Below are 16668 nucleotides of genomic sequence, written 5' to 3' on the forward strand. Positions count from 1 at the left end.
ATGACCTATTATGATGACGAGGACGATAACGGCCAGAACCCGCCCCCCCCGGCGGGCCGCCCGGCCCCACGCGCGGAATTCCGCGCCGATCCGTCCTTTAGCCCCCGTGCCGGCTATCCGCAGGCAACGCCGCCGCAGCCGCATCCGCAGGGTGAACCCAACCCGATGGATGAATATGTGCAGCCGCAGCGCCATGCCGCCCCGCCACCCCTGACGGCGCATGCGGCCGCTCCCCCGCCGCCGCCTCAGGCCCCGGCACCGGAGACTTACGCCGATCCGGCCGCCGCCGGGTACCGCGCCCCGGCCCAGGACCCCTATGCCGATCCGCAGTACCAGCAGGGGTACCACCAGGGTCCGGCGGCACAGCAGGCGCAGGAAGCCTATTATCAGGAATATGAGCAGCAGCATGCCGGCTATTATCAGGCCGCCGCACCGCGCCGCCGCAACCTGTTGAATATCGGCGTGATCGCCGGTGCCGTCATCGTGTTCGGCGGCATCATCTTCTACGCCTATAATCAGGGCATGCGGGCCGGCACCGAAAGCGTGGCCCCCATCCTGCGCGCCGATACGGCCCCCACCAAGATCCGCCCCGAACAGCCGGGCGGGATGGAAGTGCCGCATCAGGACAAGCTGGTTTATGACCGGCTGAACCCCGCCAGCAACGCCCCGCCGGGCGAGGTTGAGCGCTTGCTGCCACCCCCAGAGGCACCCATGGAACGGCCCCGCGCCGACGCCGTGGAGCCGCCGGAAGAACTGCCGATGGCGGAGGAAGGTGAGGGTGCGGTTTCCGCCCTGCGCGAACCGCCGTCCGAAGAGGTCACCCGTCAGGCCCCGGTGGCGCCGGCCCCGGTGCCCACCTATGCCCCGCCCGTGGCAAGCGCGTCACAGCCGCCGCAGCAATTGCTGCCGCAGCAGCAGGCCCCGTCCAGGCAGGTGACCCAGGCCCTGGTGGCCCCGCCGCCCGCCGCGCCGGTGGCCAAGCCGGCACCGGCCCCCACTGCCACCGCGACGCCAGCGGCAACGCCGCCCGCCGCCACTGCCGCAGCGAAGCCCGCCACTGGTGGCCCCGCCGTGCGCATCCAGGTGGCCGCCGTGGACAGCGAGGCCAAGGCCACTGCCGAATGGCAGCGTCTGCAGCGCAAATTCGCGGGCGAACTGGGCGGCATGTCCATGCGGACCGTGCGCGTTGAGCTGCCCAAGGGCATTTTCTACCGCATCCAGGGTGGCCCCGTGGATGAGGCGCGGGCCAAGCAGATCTGCGCCACCATGTCGGCCCAGGGTGCGGGGTGCAGCATTGTCCGCTGATATCGCGGCCCTGGTCCTGGGATGTGAAGGCACCATCCTGACGGCGGTGGAGCGGGATTTCTTCCGCGACGCCAACCCGCTGGGCTTTATCCTGTTCCGCCGCAATATCAACAGCCCCGATCAGGTGCGGGCCCTGGTGGACAATCTGCGCGAAACCGTTGGCCGCCACGCCCCCATCCTGATTGACCAGGAAGGCGGGCGGGTGGCCCGGCTGCGCGGGCCGCACTGGCCGGAACTGCCGGCGGCTCGCTCCGTGGGCGACCTGACCGACCCGGAGAAGGCGGGGCAGGCCGCATGGCTGCATGGCCGTCTGCTGGCTGCCATGCTGGCTGACCTTGGCATCGATGTGGATTGCGCGCCCGTGGCCGATGTGCCGGTGGCGGGCGCGCATGACGTGATCGGCGACCGCGCCTTCGCCATGGATCCGGCCCGTGTGGCGGCCCTGGCGGCGTCGCAGGCTGCGGGTCTGCTGGCCGGTGGAGTCCTGCCTATCGTCAAGCATATCCCCGGCCATGGCCGCGCCTTCGCCGATAGCCACAAGGAACTGCCCGTGGTCAACACTCCGCGGGTAGAACTGGAAGCCTGGGATTTCGCGCCGTTCAAGGCTCTGTCCTATCTGCCGGCCGCTATGGTCGCCCATGTCGTCTATACCGATATCGACGCCGACCGCCCGTCCAGCATCTCCCCCACTGTGATCGGCGACATCGTGCGCGGCCATATCGGCTTTGACGGACTGCTGTTCAGCGATGATCTGTCGATGCAGGCTTTGTCCGGCACCCTGGGTCAGCGCACGGCCGCCGTTCTGGCCGCCGGCTGCGACGTCGCTCTGCATTGCAACGGCCAGATGGCGGAGATGCTGGACGTGGTCGCCAATGCCCGCGCGCTGGACGCAGCTGCCCTGCGGCGCTGGTCCGCTGCGTCCGCTCTTGTTACGGCGGTGCCGCCAACCGATATCAATGCCTTGCGGGCCGAATTCGACCGGCTTCTGGCGGGGTGAGGCGATGCCCGATTTTCAGGAAATCCTGTTCAAGCTGTCGATCATGGCACTGCCGGCCCTGTTCGCCATTACCCTGCATGAAGCCGCACACGGCTATGCCGCGTTGAAGTTTGGTGACCGGACGGCGCAGATGTTGGGCCGCCTGTCGCTGAACCCGTTGCGCCATATCGATCCCATCGGCACCGTTCTCCTGCCCATGACGATGTTCATCTTCACGGGCTTTATGTTTGGTTGGGCCAAGCCGGTGCCCGTGGATTTCCGCAACCTGCGCAATCCAAAACGCGACATGATCTGGGTCGCCGCCGCCGGGCCGGGGGTGAATTTCCTGTTGGCCATCATCTCGGCCCTGCTGCTGCATGTGGCGCCCATGGCGCCGGATTTCATGGCCCAGTGGATGGTGAGCAATCTGGCGGTGTCGTTACAGTTCAACGTGCTGCTGGCCCTGTTCAACCTGATCCCGCTGCCGCCGTTGGATGGCGGCCGGGTACTGGTCGGTATCCTGCCCATGCGCGCCGCGATGGCCGTGTCCCGGATTGAGCCCTATGGCATGGGTATCCTGATGCTGGTGGTGTTCCTGATCCCGTTCGCGGCGGGCCATGCCGGTTTTGATTTCAACCCGCTCTTCATGATCCTGGGGCCCGCCACGGACTGGGTCGTGAATGCCATTGCCGGGCTGGCTGGCCTGACATCGTGAGCGATGGGTTCGACGAGAGCCGACCCGTCGATAATCCGACCGCCGGTGAGACGCTGCTGCTGGATATTGACGGGTTTGAAGGGCCCATCGACCTGCTGCTGACCTTGGCGCGGGATCAGAAGGTGGATCTGACCCGCATCTCTATCTTGGCATTGGCCGAACAATTCCTGTCCTTTGTGGCGGAGGCACGGCGGCTGCGGTTGGAGCTGGCGGCGGATTATCTGGTGATGGCGGCATGGCTAGCCTATCTGAAATCCCGCCTGCTGCTGCCCGATCCGCAGCCGGACGAGCCATCGGCAGAGATGCTGGCCGCCGCCCTGACCTTGCAGCTGCAGCGGCTGGAGGCGATGCAGGGCGTGGCCGCCCGCCTGATGGCGCGTCCGCGCCTGGGCAGGGACCGTTTTGCGCGTGGCGCGCCGGAAGACCTGCCGATCTTCGCCAAGCATCGCCATGACCTGTCGCTGTACGACCTGTTGAAGGCCTATGGCGACATTTCCGGCCGGCAGGCGCGGCAGTCACCCTTCACCATTCCGGTAACGGAATTATACTCGATCGAAGAGGCCGTGGCCCGGCTGGAGGCCATGCTGGGCCGCATTCCCGACTGGTCCTATCTCTCCACCCTGCTGCCCGGTGGCTGGCGGGGGGAGGGGGTGAAGGCAAGGTCGATGCTGGCCAGCAACTTCGTTGCGATCCTGGAATTGGCCAAGGCCGGCAAGCTTGAACTGCGTCAGGACGGGGCCTTCGCGCCCATCCAGCTGCGCGCCCGCCGCGAGGGGGAGGGGGGAACGTGACCGATCTTTTCAATGCCGACCATCAGTTGGTCCGTCTGCTGGAAGCGATCCTGTTTGCCTCTGCCGATCCAGTGACGGAAGACGCGCTGCAGGCCCGTATCGGCCCCACGCCGGTGCGTCCCCTGCTTCTACAACTGGAGAATCTCTACCGCCATCGCGGCGTCAATCTGGTTGCGTCTGGCGGACGGTGGGCCTTCCGCACGGCCCCCGACCTGGGCGATCAGCTGCGCACAGAGGTGGAGGTGACGGCCAAACTGTCCCGCGCCGCCGTGGAGACGCTGGCCATTGTCGCCTATCACCAGCCTGTGACGCGGGCGGAGATTGAGGCGATCCGCGGCGTGGCTACGTCCAAGGGCACGCTGGATATCCTGATGGAGGCCGGTTGGATCCGACCGGGACGGCGGCGCGAAACGCCGGGCCGTCCCCTGACCTGGGTGACGACGCCCCATTTCCTGGATCATTTCGGCCTCGAATCCTTGCGCGACCTGCCCGGTGTCGATGATCTGCGCGCCGCCGGCCTGCTGGACAAATCCACGCCCTTGCCCACCCTGCCGGGGCTGGAGCCGGTGGGCGAGTAAGGTCAGGCTATTGCTACTTTTTTCCGATAATATTACCTTCCTCAAGCTCGTAAGGCGGGAGGATATAATATGCGTAATGCGGTTTTGCTGGCGGTCCTGTCCTTGTCTCTGACGGCCTGTGCCGGTACGGGGGGGAAGCCGACAAAGGCGGATGCATCGTCCGCTCAAACCCCAGCGCAGCTTTACGCGACCTCGCTTTATGAAGCGGCGATCCCGAAGCCTTCGACCATCGGGCCGGGCCTTCTGCGCATCGCGCCCGACAATCCCAAACTGTCCTGGCGCGACGGTCCCAATGGCAAGCAGGTGCTGATGGCCTCCACCATGTCCAGCTACGCCTACGATAAATACTATAAGAGTCAGACGACGGGTGGGCCGACCGGCTGGGGCCAGATCTGGGTGACCGCCGTGCCGCAGTTGAAGGAATTCTGCACCGAGGCGCCGGGCGACGCGGCGGCCAAGACGGAACGGGTGGTGCAATGGCTGGGCCTGAACCCTGCCAACCCCTATGCCCAGGTGGTGGAACTGTGGATTGAGTCGACGCAACTGGTTCGCCCTTGTCCCATCACCGATATCACGGCCGCCACCTGCACGCTGGACACAGCCGATCAATGGGGTCCGCCTGCTGTTCCGGGCACGGCAAGCCGTCCCGTCTGTATGGCGGGTGATGCGGCTTGCACCGAGAAACAGTCCTATTGGGACTGGTTTGCCTCCAACATGCGCCTGAACCTGAAGGAGGGCGGGGCACCGTGGACCCGGTTGGGCTATACGTTCGACTGGAAACCGGCCAAGGATGGCGGCTTCGTGCGCTATGGCGCGTCGGAATTCGTGATGAAGCCGGGGGCGAAATATCAGATCCACGCGGCCTATACCTTGGCCGAGTATTGCGCAGCCCCTGGCTCTTAATCCCCCAACCGCCAGTCGGCGGGGGCGGGGCGGCGGTCGCCGGCCATGAAGCGACCGCCATAGGGCTCCAGGCACAGATCGACCAGCGCCAGTACCTCGGCGGCGTCCTTATCGCCGAACAGTTCCCCGAACGCATGCTCGAACGCGCTGGCCAGCATCGGGTCCAGCCGCAGCAACGCCTTGGCCAGCCCCTTACCGCTGCCGGTCCAGGCCCCGGCGGCGCGCACCGTGAAATCCGCCAACTCGATATAAAGCCGCGACCCGATGGCGAGCTGTTCGGCCGCACTGCGCGGCTGCGCCAGATCGGCGGCCAGGTCGGAGATGGAATAACGCCGCGTGCGCAACTCCTCCTCCGTCAGCGGCGGCGGGCCACCATCCAGCACGGCCTGCGCCTGCCGCTTCAGCTCCTCAATCAGGGCGGGGTCGCCCGCGATGGGCAGGCCATTGGCCACCATGCGGGCCAGCGAGGGCTTGCCCTGCTTGCGGTCGGCTTCCCAGAAATAGGCCAGCGTGTCCGGGTCATGCAGGAACAGTTCCACCATCACACCCTGGCGTTCATGCGTTTCCCGCACCGCCGCCGGCAGATGATGGTGGATCAGTACGGCGTCGATGTCCGATCCCGGCCCGGCATTGCCCTTGGCCACCGATCCCGCCAGGAAGGCGGCAATGATGTCCGGCTGTTCGGTCCATTCGCGCAGGATGGTGTCGGCCAGATCGATGGTCGGGGTGATCGCACTCATCCAAGGCTTTCCCGAAGCAATTCTAGCGCCCGTTTCACGGTGGCAAGGCGCACTGCCCCGCGGTCACCGGCAAAGATATGGCGCTCCACCACCGTATCGCCACCCCGCATGGCCCGCGCGATGAAGACCAGCCCCACAGGCTTTGTCGCTGTCCCGCCTGTTGGCCCGGCGATGCCGGTGACCGCCACCGCCACATCGGCGCGGCTGTGCGCAACGGCCCCTGCTGCCATTGCGTCCGCCACCGGGCCGCTGACCGCGCCCAACTCGGCAATCAGGGATGCCGGCACGCCCAGCATCTCTGTCTTCGCCTCATTGGTGTAGGTCACGAACCCCCGGTCCACCACGGCACTGGACCCCGATACATGTGTCAGGCAGCCTGCGATCAATCCGCCGGTACAGCTTTCCGCCGTGGCCAGCCACAGGCCACGGGCCGCGAACCCGTCGCGGATATCCTCAGCCAACTGCACCAGATCGGGCGGGAACATGGGCCTACTCCAGGATCAGGGGCAGGCGGACGGTGGCGGCGGCCTGTGCCGCGATGCCTTCGCGCCGGCCCGTGAAGCCCAGCCCCTCTGTCGTCGTCGCCTTCACCGACACCCGCGCCGGGTTCAGGCCCAGGATCTCGGCCACCCGCGCCACCATGGCTTCGCGATGCGGGCCGACCTTGGGCCGTTCGCAGATGATGGTGATATCGACATGCGCAATGACCCCGCCCTTTTCCGCGACCAGGTCCGCCGCATGGCGCAGGAACTGCGCGCTGTCTGCCCCCTTCCATTTCGGGTCGCTGGGGGGGAAGTGCAGGCCGATATCGCCCGCCGAAATGGCGCCCAGGATGGCGTCGGTCAGGGCGTGCAGCGCCACATCGGCATCCGAATGCCCGTCCAGCGTCGCGTCATGCGGCACGGATACGCCACACAGCCAGACCTGATCACCGGGCGCGAACTTATGCACGTCAAAGCCAGTGCCCGTGCGCACATCGCCCAGACGGGCCAGGAACAGCTTTTCCGCGCGGGCCAGATCGTCTTGATTGGTCACTTTTAGATTGTCCGGGTCACAGGGCACAAGGGTGACGGGAAGGCCAGCTTCCTCCGCCACGGCGGCATCATCGGTCAGGTTCAGGCCGGCGGCCCGGCGATGGGCGGGCAGGATATCGGCAAAGCGGAAGCCCTGGGGCGTCAGTGCCCGCCACAAAGCCGTGCGGTCTACGGTCCCGCCGCTGACAATCCCGGTTCCCGCCACCGTCCCGCGCTTCAGCGTATCGGCCAGCGGTGTGGCGGCGATGGCGGCAGGCCCGCTGTCCAGCGCCGCGATGACATCGCTGATGGCCTGCGCATCAATCAGCGGCCGCGCGGCATCATGGATCAGCACCAGATCGGTTGGGTGTCCAGCCATCGCCTCCAGCCCGTTCATCACCGAATCCTGCCGCGTCGGCCCGCCGGCGATGGGCGGGGCCAAATCCAAGCCATCGACCGCCTTGTCATAAAGGTCGCGGAACGCCGGATCGATGACGACGCGCACGGCATTGATCTGTGGATGGCGCAGAAATGCCTCCACCGTGCGGCGCAGGATCGGCTGTCCGGCCAGCGCCAGATATTGCTTGGGCAGATCGCCCCCGAAACGCAGGCCGCGTCCCGCGGCGACGATCAGGGCGGTGCAGGTGGGCATGGGGCCACATCTCTTGTCATGAACGACCGGGGCGACCCTAGCGCGGATGCTAGGCCCACGCCAATGCCCCCGCATCATGGGTGGCCCCTGTGCGGGGGCGAAAACCGCCATGCGGTGGTGAATATTGTGTTTTTACAGACCTGTGTTAAGCTCTGTGCCTAAAATTCATGCATTCGCGAAAATTGCACAAAGAAAGTGCATATTCGTGACCCAAGGTCAAGGTTCCGCGTCCCATGGTCAAGCCGCTTGCCCCGCTTCAGATCGGTTCCGTGCGTATCGACGACCCGGTGATCCTGGCACCCCTGTCGGGTGTCACCGACATGCCCTATCGCCGGCTGGTAAAGCGCACGGGCGCGGGGCTGGTCGTGTCGGAAATGATCGCCAGTCAGGCCATGATCCGCGCCACCCGCGAAAGCCTGCTGAAGACCGAATGGCACCTGGACGAAGCACCCATTTCCATGCAATTGGCGGGGTGTGAACCGGAGGTGATGGCGGAGGCGGCGAAGCTGAATGTGGATCGCGGCGCCCATATCATCGACATTAATTTCGGCTGCCCCGTGAAGAAGGTGGTGAACGGTTTCGCCGGTTCGGCCCTGATGAAGGACGAATTGCTGGCCGGGCGCATCATGGAGGCGACGGTCAAGGCCGTTTCCGTTCCGGTGACGATGAAGACGCGTAAGGGCTGGGACGCCAACAACCTGAACGCCCCCAACATGGCCCGCATCGCGCAGGAATGCGGCATCCAGATGCTGACCATCCATGGCCGCACCCGTTGCCAGATGTATAACGGCACCGCTGATTGGAAGTTCATCCGTCAGGTGAAGGAGGCGGTGAAGATCCCCGTCATCGCCAATGGCGACATCAACAGCTTTGATGATGCCGTGCGCTGCCTGGAGGAATCCGGGGCCGATGGCATCATGATCGGGCGCGGCACCTATGGCCGCCCCTGGTTCATTTCCCAGGTCATGCATTACCTGCGCACCGGCGTGAAGCTGCCCGACCCGCCGCTGGCCGAGCAGATGCAGACGGTCCTGGAACATTACGACGCCATCCTGGCCCATTACGGGGTGGAGGCCGGCATCAAGATCGCCCGCAAGCATGTCGCCTGGTATTCCAAGGGCATGAACGGATCGGCCGATTATCGCAATCAGATCATGACCAGCGAGGACCCGGAACAGATGAAGCAGCAGATCATCGCCTTCTATTCCGCGGCACTGGATCGCGGCGTCACCGAACGGATCGCCGCCTGATGGCGCGGATGCCGCCGACCCGCCGCATCGGCGGGGATATCGACCCGACCTCCATCCTGGCTGCACTGCCCGACCCCGTGATGGTGGTGGATGGGGAGGGGCTGATCCGCTTCATCAATCTGGAAGCCCAGGAATTTTTCGACGTGTCGGCCACGCGTGTCCTGGGCACGAAACTGACGGAGCTGATCCCGGAGGACAGCCCCGTCCTGGGCCTTCTGGAACAGGCGCGCATCACCCATGCCACCGTTTGTGAATATGGTGTTCAGGTGGAAACGGCGCGCATCGGCCCGCATTCCGTCACCATGCAGGCGGCCCCCCTGGGCGATCCGCCGGACTTTGTCGTGCTGACCATCCATGAACGCTCCATCGCGCGGCGCATCGACAAGCAGCTGAACCATCGCGGCGCCGCCCGCTCCGTCGTCGCCATGGCGGCCATGCTGGCGCATGAGGTGAAGAACCCGCTGTCCGGCATCCGCGGTGCCGCGCAGTTGCTGGAAGAAAACGCCAGCGAGGATGACCAGATCCTGACCCGCCTGATCTGTGACGAGGCGGACCGTATCGTGGCCCTGGTGGACCGGATGGAGGTGTTTACCGATGGCCGCCCGCTGGAGCGGCAGGCGGTCAACATCCATGCCGTCCTGGAACATGTGCGCCGCATCGCCCAGACCGGTTTTGCCCGCCATATCCGCTTTGTCGAGAAATACGACCCGTCCCTGCCGCCCGTCCTGGGCAGCCGGGATCAGTTGGTGCAGGTCTTCCTCAATCTGGTCAAGAACGCGGCAGAGGCCTGCCCCGAACAGGGCGGTGAGATTCTTTTGACCACGGCGTACCAGCATGGCGTGCGTCTGGCCGTTTCCGGATCGGACAGCCGGATGCAGTTGCCGCTCTTGGTTTGCGTGGGCGATAACGGCCCCGGCATACCCGAGGATATCCGCGCCAACCTGTTCGATCCCTTTGTTACGACGAAGATGAATGGAACCGGCCTGGGTCTTGCATTGGTCGCCAAGATAATCGGTGACCATGGTGGGGTCATCGACTTTGAAAGCGTGCCAAAGCGCACGATCTTCAAGGTCTCCCTGCCGGTCACCGACCAGAACGGTCACGGAGAGGGTGCCTAAAAAATGGGCGCAACCATTCTCGTAGCAGATGATGATCGGGCCATTCGGACGGTGCTGACCCAGGCTTTGGCCCGCCTGGGACATGAGGTGAAGACCACCGGCAACGCCGCCACGCTGTGGCGGTGGGTGCAGGAGGGGGAGGGCGATCTGGTCATCACCGATGTGGTGATGCCGGATGAGAACGGCCTCGACCTTGTGCCGCGCATCAAGAAACTGCGTCCCGACCTGCGCATCATCGTGATGAGCGCGCAAAACACGCTGTTGACGGCGGTCAAGGCGGCGGAGCGCGGGGCCTTTGATTACCTGCCCAAGCCCTTCGACCTGAAGGACCTGATGGCCATTGTGCAAAAGGCGTTGTCCGCCCCCGCACAGGCCCCGGCCCCCGTCGCCGCCCCGGTGGAGGATGCGGAGGAGGAGGCGCTGCCCCTGATTGGGCGGTCGCCGGCCATGCAGGAGATTTACCGCGTCCTGGCCCGCCTGATGGGCACGGACCTGACGGTGATGATCACGGGCGAAAGCGGCACCGGCAAGGAACTGGTGGCCCGCGCCCTGCACGATTATGGCAAGCGCCGGGGTGGCCCGTTTGTCGCCATCAACATGGCGGCCATCCCGCGCGAACTGATTGAGAGCGAGCTGTTCGGGCATGAGAAAGGGGCCTTTACCGGGGCCACCATGCGTTCGACGGGTCGGTTTGAGCAGGCGCAAGGCGGCACCCTGTTCCTGGACGAAATCGGCGACATGCCGCTAGAGGCGCAGACGCGCCTGCTGCGCGTGTTGCAAGAGGGTGAGTACACGACCGTCGGCGGGCGCACGCCCATCAAGACCGACGTCCGCATCGTCGCCGCCACCCACCGCGACCTGCGCACCCTGATCCGCCAGGGCCTGTTCCGGGAGGATCTGTTCTACCGCCTCAACGTCGTGCCCATCCGCCTGCCGCCGCTGCGCGAACGCACAGAGGATGTGCCGGCGCTGGTCCGCCATTTCCTGAACCAGGCCGCCCAGCAGGGATTGCCCGCCAAGAGTGTGGACAATGCCGCCATGGACCGGCTCAAGCGTTACCGCTGGCCCGGTAACGTGCGCGAGTTGGAAAACATGGTCCAGCGTCTGGCGGCGCTTTACTCGCAAGAGGTGATCAGCCTCGACGTCATCGACACCGAACTGGCCGAAGCCAACCCGGCGGCGGCCCCGGTGCAGGAACCGGTGAACGAGGGCCTGTCAGCCGCCGTCGAACGCCACCTGCGCGAATATTTCGCGGCGCATAAGGACGGTATCCCGGCGGCGGGCCTCTATGACCGCATCCTGCGAGAGGTCGAACGCCCGCTGCTGTCCCTGTCATTGACGGCGACACGGGGTAACCAGATCAAGGCGGCGCATATGTTGGGGCTTAACCGGAACACGCTGCGCAAGAAGATCAGGGATTTGGATATACAGGTGGTGAGGGGGTTGAAGTAAGTAAAAAATAAACCGGCACTGTACGGTGCCGGTTTTAATTATTGAAATAAACTCACGATTTATTAGGTGACTTGCTTTCATTTACAATCTGCATGATCACTGACTTCATTCCATTTGGCTGGTAACCTGAGTCAACCATTCGACTTACGATAAGGTTTCTTAGTGACTCATACGGTATTTGCAGTTTTTCACTAGCCACAAAAGCTTTAAGGATTTCTCTTCCGGGAAGTATTTTTACCCACGATCCGTCTCCAAAGGCCTTCTCTATTTCGAAATTCCACTCCCTCTGCCTCTCAGATAGTATTTCATGACTTATTTCGTTCTTCACTATCTTTTCTATTCTAGAAAAAGATCGTGAAGCCGCCTCAGCAGTCAATCGTGATATTTCTTCAGCGGCTGGATCGAATCCTAAATCAACGCATCTTATAATTCGTGAATTTACATAGTCGCGCATCTTGTGTCGAATTACCTTTAATACAACTGTACGTGCGCATTGACGTAAAGCTTCAAGCGCCGAGTCTGCATCCAATCTTCGATTGGGCTCTAATGAGTTAACGACTTCAGCAATAAAATTCGGCTCTAGTAGGTAGTTTTCGATATGATAAACATCCCAACTAAATCTTCTTATACCCTTATGGGTATCTTCTTCCTCTGAATCACGGTCAGTGATTGCAAAAAATCGTATTGGCAGGTCACCTTTGGAGTATGCCCTATTCAGAATTTCATGAAGCGCTTCAACTTTTGTTTTATTGCTGCCGGAGAGGAGATTCACCCCAGAAAGTTCATTCGAAAACAGTCGTGAAACTATACTTTGATCAAAATCGGTATCTCCACCGCCTTCAAAAATTATCGCCACACCGTCGGGCCTATAAGCAGCGAGATCGCCAACCAAGTCAGCCATCGCCAGATCAAGATCTTCGCTTGCATTTAGCTTCCGCAGTTGCCCTTTCCCATTATCCAATCCACATGGGAACATGTGGAAAACATTAAATCCAGGTTTACCCACAGCCTCTCTAAGCAACGAGTCGGAATGGGTAACAAGCCATAATTGATTATTGAGTGCTTCTCCCAAATGCTTTCTGTAGAACTCAGGCAAATTTCTTATCAGCCGTGGATTGAGGTGGAGTTCCGGCTCATCCAGTAATATGATAGAATTTTTTGGGGCCGAGCTTCTGATCCGAAGATATCCATAGAGAATCTCTTTCTCTCCAGCAGAAAGCTCGTCAAGATCATGGACTTTGCCATTTGCAGTGCGAACAGGGAATTCAAGGCGGCCGTCAGTTGTTGGCTGTGGCCCAAGAAACTCTTTTCCAGGAAAGAATGTAAAGAATAGTTCCTTCAAGGTTTCTGTTAAGCTATTGGCTTTTGCCTTTTCGTTTCCACCTTTCTCTGACAAGAGTTCACGAACAAAAGTAGATGCCATCTCACTTTTTACGTTTGCATATTTATTCGAGTAATTATAAAGAGCACTTTGGCTATATGATTGGCTATTGTTTTCTAAGTTAAGATTAATCCCCTGCACCAGCTCCCTTCCATAGTGTCTTTGAGCGCCATGATAGTCAATAACGCCAAGATCGTTTGGTCTAAAATTTGTGAATACTGTTGATAATAAGTTGGACGGTGTCAACTGCAGTCTTCCCCCTTTTTGCATTTCTACATGCCCAACAACATATTCCTGATTAAGTTCATGCCTTAAAATGGGTAGAACCTCCTTAACCTTTGCAGATACTTCAGGGGCTCTTTCACGAAACTGGGCAGCAAACATAGCCATTCTGTGCCCACCCCAGTGAAATGCCTCAGGAAGCAGTGTCCGCCAAATAGTATCCTCCAGTAGAGTTTCAGCATTGTGATTAATAAATAGTTTCTCATCATCTTTAAGTTTAAAGAGACAATTTATTGTCAAAATTTTATTTGGATCATTAAAAAAGCTTTTGAGTTCATCGGATTTGCTGTTCGTATTAACCTGAAACTCACCAAACCAATTCTGCCATTCATTATGGTGATATCCACCATATACAGATTTCAAAAGTCTTATCGCATCAAAAACACAAGATTTGCCCGATCCATTCTGTCCAGCAATAATAATTGTATCTCCCGCGTTTTGGATTTCTGCAAATTCTATCCCACGAAAATTTGTGACTGTTATCGTATGGATTTTCATTGCCTTTTCCTCTTTTCGTTCATTTTTCGGTTGTAATTGTAGCATGTGGCGCGGGACTATAATAGCAAGATTTGTTGCCGGATTACGTCTGCATAAACATGCAATCCAAACGGTAATCTCAAGAAAGTAACCTTATCTAGTGGGTCTGACAGACGGCTATTTTGAGTCCAGTTTGAAAATTCTTATTGGACTACTCAGCCAGACAATGTCACCCGCATCCGGCACATAGCACATTTAGAATCTCTCCCGCCCCATCGGCGGACCCAGGCTAACCTCCCCATGCAGGTTCTCCGGCGTGATCGCCTCAATCATCGCGGCGAGGTCGGGTTCATCATGGGAAGCCGGTTCGATCACGATCCGGCCCGTTTCCTCCCGGACGTCAACGATGGCATCCATCTCCAGCTTGGCGGCGCGCAGGATGGCGGCGGGGATATGGACAGACGCGCTGTCGCCCATCTTCTTCATCGTCACCTGCATGGCGAACCTCCTGGGCCATGTACTAACCCGAAACCCACATTATCATGAGGAAATGCGGCCCGCCACGCCCCAGGCATAACGCTGCCCCCCACCACACCCTGTTGCAGCTTTATCACGTTGCGGGCTGGCGTCCGGTGTAGCTTTCTGGTAACAGTGTCCCCCTGGTTCCGACAGCCCAAGGCAGACGCTTTGCCCCGTTCTGGATCGTCACATTTCCGCAGCCACTTCCCCGGTGTCCCCGCATGACGGCAACGGCACCCGGCATCGCCCCCCGGTCGGATGGGCTGTGGCGGCGCATTGTGCGCTGGTCGCGGGGGCGGCATCTGTCCACCTTGGCCGGTATCCTGCTGATCATCGCGGCCATTGCCGCCGGGGCGGCGACCTATGCGGCACTGACGGAGACGCTGCCCGTCGCCATTGATCAGAATACCCTGATGCTGCTGCTGACGCTGGATGGCGTGCTGCTGCTGCTGCTGGGGGCGGTGGTGGCGCGGCGGATTGTGGCGCTGTGGGTGGAGCGGCGGCAGGGGCTGGCGGCGTCACGGCTGCATATGCGGCTGGTGGCCGTGTTCTCCATCCTGGCGGTGGCGCCGGCCATCATCATGGCCATCTTCTCGGCCCTGTTCTTCTATGTCGGCCTGCAAAGCTGGTTCTCCGACCGGGTGCGGCTGGTGGTGGATGAAAGCCTGGCGGTGGCCGAAGGCTATCTGAAGGAACATCAGCAGACGCTGTCGCGCGACGCCGAGGTGATGCGCAACGATCTGGCGCGTCTGCCGCTCAACATCTATTGGGACCCGCCGCGCTTCCGGCAATATTTCCAGTCCCAAGCGCTGATGCGCAATGTGACGGAGGCGGTGATTTTTGACGGCACGGGGCAGGTGACCGCCGTGTTCGGCCTGGGCTTCGCCTTTGATTTCACCACCGTACATTCAGAGGATCTGGAGCGCGCGCGCAAGGGTGAGGTGGTGCTGATCGTCAGTGAGGGTGGCAACCGCGTGAATGCCATCGTCCTGCTGGACCAGGATTTCGACCGGTTCCTGTTCATTGGCCGCCCGGTGGAAAGCCGGGTGCTGGAACATATGGATGTGACGCAGAGTGCGGTGCAGGAATATCGCCATATGGAGGAGCAGCGGTTTGCGCTGCAGACCCGCATGGCGGTGATCTTTGTCGGCGTGGCGGTCCTGCTGCTGCTGGCCGCCATCTGGCTGGGCCTGAATTTCGCGACATATCTGGTGGCCCCCATTTCGTCGCTGATCGCCGCCGCCGAACGCATCCGCGCCGGCGACCTGACGGCGCGCGTACCCGATAGCGGGCTGGAGCCGGAGGATGAGCTGGTCACGCTGAGCCGCGCCTTCAACCGCATGACCAGCCAGCTGGAAAGCCAGCGGTCGGAACTGGTGGAGGCGAACCGGCAGTTGGACCTGCGACGGCGGTTCACGGAAGCCGTGCTGGCCGGTGTGTCGGCGGGCGTGCTGGGCCTGGACCAGAATGGCCGCATCAACCTGCCCAACCTGTCGGCGGCCAATCTTCTGTCGGTGGGCGATCCGTCCTCCCTGATCGGGCGCGACCTGCTGGAGGTGGTACCGGAACTGGATGAACTGTTCGCCAATATCCGCCGTCGCGGGGGCAAGCAGGTCGAGGGACAGGTGCAGATCCGCCGGGGCGGACAGCAGAAAACCCTGTTGGTGCGTGTCGCCGCCGAAATGGTGGCGGGGGAGGTCAAGGGCTTCGTCGTCACCTTTGACGATGTCTCCGAGCTGATGTCGGCGCAGCGCAAGGCCGCCTGGGCCGATGTGGCGCGGCGCATCGCGCATGAGATCAAGAACCCGCTGACGCCCATCCAGCTGTCGGCGGAGCGGCTGCGGCGCAAATATCTGAAGGAAATCAGCAGCGATCCCGACACGTTCAAGGCCATGACCGACACAATCGTGCGCCATGTCGATGATATTGGGCGCATGGTGGATGAATTCTCCGCCTTTGCCCGCATGCCGCAACCGGTGATGAAGCCGACGGCCATGCAGGACCTGACAAGGCAATCGGTGCTGTTGCAGGCCTCGGCCTATCCGGCGATCAAATTCACCTGTGAGATGCCGGATGCCCCGCTGGTCGTCACCTGCGACAGCCGGCAATTGGGACAGGCGCTGACCAATCTGTTGAAAAATGCCGGCGAAGCCATCGAAGGCCGGTTGGAGGAGACACCCCCTGGCACTGACAAGGTGCCGGGTGAAATCACGGCCCGCATCCAGGTGGATGATGAACGGGTCCTGCTGGCGGTTGAGGATAATGGCAAGGGTTTGCCGCAGTCCGAGGAACGGGACCGGTTGACCGAGCCTTATGTCACCACGCGGGCCAAGGGCACGGGCCTTGGCCTCGCCATCGTGAAGAAGATCATGGAAGACCATGGCGGCTCGATATTGCTGGAGGATCGGCCGGGCGGTGGCGCCCGTGTCACACTGGTCCTGCCGCGCAACATTGCACCCACGGCCACGGTCACGCCGGATATGAACACCGCCGACGCGCGGAGGGGTTGAGAAGAC

General features: G+C 61.7%; 15 protein-coding genes. 10 read left to right on the plus strand and 5 right to left on the minus strand.

Annotated elements, in window-relative coordinates:
• The 6 genes from ABC729_RS05070 (at position 1) to ABC729_RS05095 (ending at position 5268) form a co-directional block, all read left to right on the plus strand.
• Entirely contained in the window at positions 1-1305 is a 1305-nt protein-coding gene (locus ABC729_RS05070) for an SPOR domain-containing protein (RefSeq protein ID WP_495606558.1), read from the plus strand.
• Positions 1295-2302, plus strand: a complete 1008-nt coding sequence (gene nagZ / locus ABC729_RS05075; RefSeq protein ID WP_495606559.1) for a beta-N-acetylhexosaminidase — start codon at positions 1295-1297, stop codon at positions 2300-2302. The genes ABC729_RS05070 and nagZ overlap by 11 nt, the downstream gene beginning before the upstream one ends.
• Positions 2303-2306: 4 nt before the next feature.
• Positions 2307-2996 (plus strand): site-2 protease family protein, encoded by a 690-nt coding sequence (locus ABC729_RS05080; protein ID WP_495606560.1) that lies wholly within the window; start codon positions 2307-2309, stop codon positions 2994-2996.
• Entirely contained in the window at positions 2990-3787 is a 798-nt protein-coding gene (locus ABC729_RS05085) for a segregation and condensation protein A (protein ID WP_495608643.1), read from the plus strand. The genes ABC729_RS05080 and ABC729_RS05085 overlap by 7 nt, the downstream gene beginning before the upstream one ends.
• A complete protein-coding gene (gene scpB, locus ABC729_RS05090) occupies positions 3784-4365 on the plus strand; it encodes an SMC-Scp complex subunit ScpB (protein WP_495606561.1) in 582 nt (193 codons plus the stop codon). Before ABC729_RS05085 ends, scpB begins: the two co-directional genes overlap by 4 nt.
• Positions 4366-4434: 69 nt before the next feature.
• Entirely contained in the window at positions 4435-5268 is an 834-nt protein-coding gene (locus ABC729_RS05095; RefSeq protein WP_495606562.1) for a hypothetical protein, read from the plus strand.
• On the opposite strand, the gene ABC729_RS05100 is transcribed toward ABC729_RS05095, so the two are convergent.
• The 3 genes from ABC729_RS05100 to ABC729_RS05110 are packed head-to-tail and all read right to left on the minus strand — an operon-like array spanning position 5265 to position 7673.
• Positions 5265-6008 carry a nucleotidyltransferase domain-containing protein gene (locus ABC729_RS05100; protein WP_495606563.1) on the minus strand — a complete coding sequence of 248 codons (744 nt, stop codon included), beginning with the start codon at positions 6006-6008 and terminating at the stop codon, positions 5265-5267. The two genes, ABC729_RS05095 and ABC729_RS05100, sit on opposite strands and share 4 nt — an antisense overlap.
• Entirely contained in the window at positions 6005-6493 is a 489-nt protein-coding gene (locus ABC729_RS05105) for a CinA family protein (protein WP_495606564.1), read from the minus strand. The genes ABC729_RS05100 and ABC729_RS05105 overlap by 4 nt, the downstream gene beginning before the upstream one ends.
• A 4-nt stretch (positions 6494-6497) precedes the next feature.
• Positions 6498-7673, minus strand: coding sequence for a bifunctional 2-C-methyl-D-erythritol 4-phosphate cytidylyltransferase/2-C-methyl-D-erythritol 2,4-cyclodiphosphate synthase (locus tag ABC729_RS05110; RefSeq protein ID WP_495606565.1), 1176 nt, complete (start codon positions 7671-7673; stop codon positions 6498-6500).
• 233 nt (positions 7674-7906) lie between these two features.
• On the opposite strand from ABC729_RS05110, the gene dusB reads away from it, so the two are divergent.
• Genes dusB through ntrC form a run of 3 tightly spaced genes read left to right on the plus strand, consistent with a single transcriptional unit; the run spans position 7907 to position 11493 of the window.
• The gene (dusB, locus tag ABC729_RS05115) at positions 7907-8923 is read left to right on the plus strand and encodes a tRNA dihydrouridine synthase DusB (RefSeq protein ID WP_495606566.1); all 1017 of its coding nucleotides are present in this window, start codon (positions 7907-7909) and stop codon (positions 8921-8923) included.
• Positions 8923-10041, plus strand: a complete 1119-nt coding sequence (locus tag ABC729_RS05120; RefSeq protein WP_495606567.1) for a two-component system sensor histidine kinase NtrB — start codon at positions 8923-8925, stop codon at positions 10039-10041. Before dusB ends, ABC729_RS05120 begins: the two co-directional genes overlap by 1 nt.
• 3 nt (positions 10042-10044) lie before the next feature.
• Positions 10045-11493, plus strand: a complete 1449-nt coding sequence (gene ntrC, locus ABC729_RS05125) for a nitrogen regulation protein NR(I) (protein ID WP_495606568.1) — start codon at positions 10045-10047, stop codon at positions 11491-11493.
• A gap of 52 nt (positions 11494-11545) precedes the next feature.
• Here the strand turns inward: ntrC and ABC729_RS05130 are convergent, their stop codons facing one another.
• Both ABC729_RS05130 and ABC729_RS05135 read right to left on the minus strand, forming a co-directional pair.
• Positions 11546-13654 carry an AAA family ATPase gene (locus tag ABC729_RS05130; RefSeq protein WP_495606569.1) on the minus strand — a complete coding sequence of 703 codons (2109 nt, stop codon included), beginning with the start codon at positions 13652-13654 and terminating at the stop codon, positions 11546-11548.
• Positions 13655-13888: 234 nt separating this feature from the next.
• Positions 13889-14131, minus strand: coding sequence for an AbrB/MazE/SpoVT family DNA-binding domain-containing protein (locus ABC729_RS05135; protein ID WP_495606570.1), 243 nt, complete (start codon positions 14129-14131; stop codon positions 13889-13891).
• Positions 14132-14373: 242 nt separating this feature from the next.
• On the opposite strand from ABC729_RS05135, the gene ABC729_RS05140 reads away from it, so the two are divergent.
• Entirely contained in the window at positions 14374-16662 is a 2289-nt protein-coding gene (locus ABC729_RS05140) for a sensor histidine kinase NtrY-like (RefSeq protein WP_495606571.1), read from the plus strand.
• The last annotated feature ends 6 nt before the right edge of the window (positions 16663-16668 follow it).

The sequence above is a fragment of the Niveispirillum sp. CC-CTL257 genome (assembly GCF_059489915.1).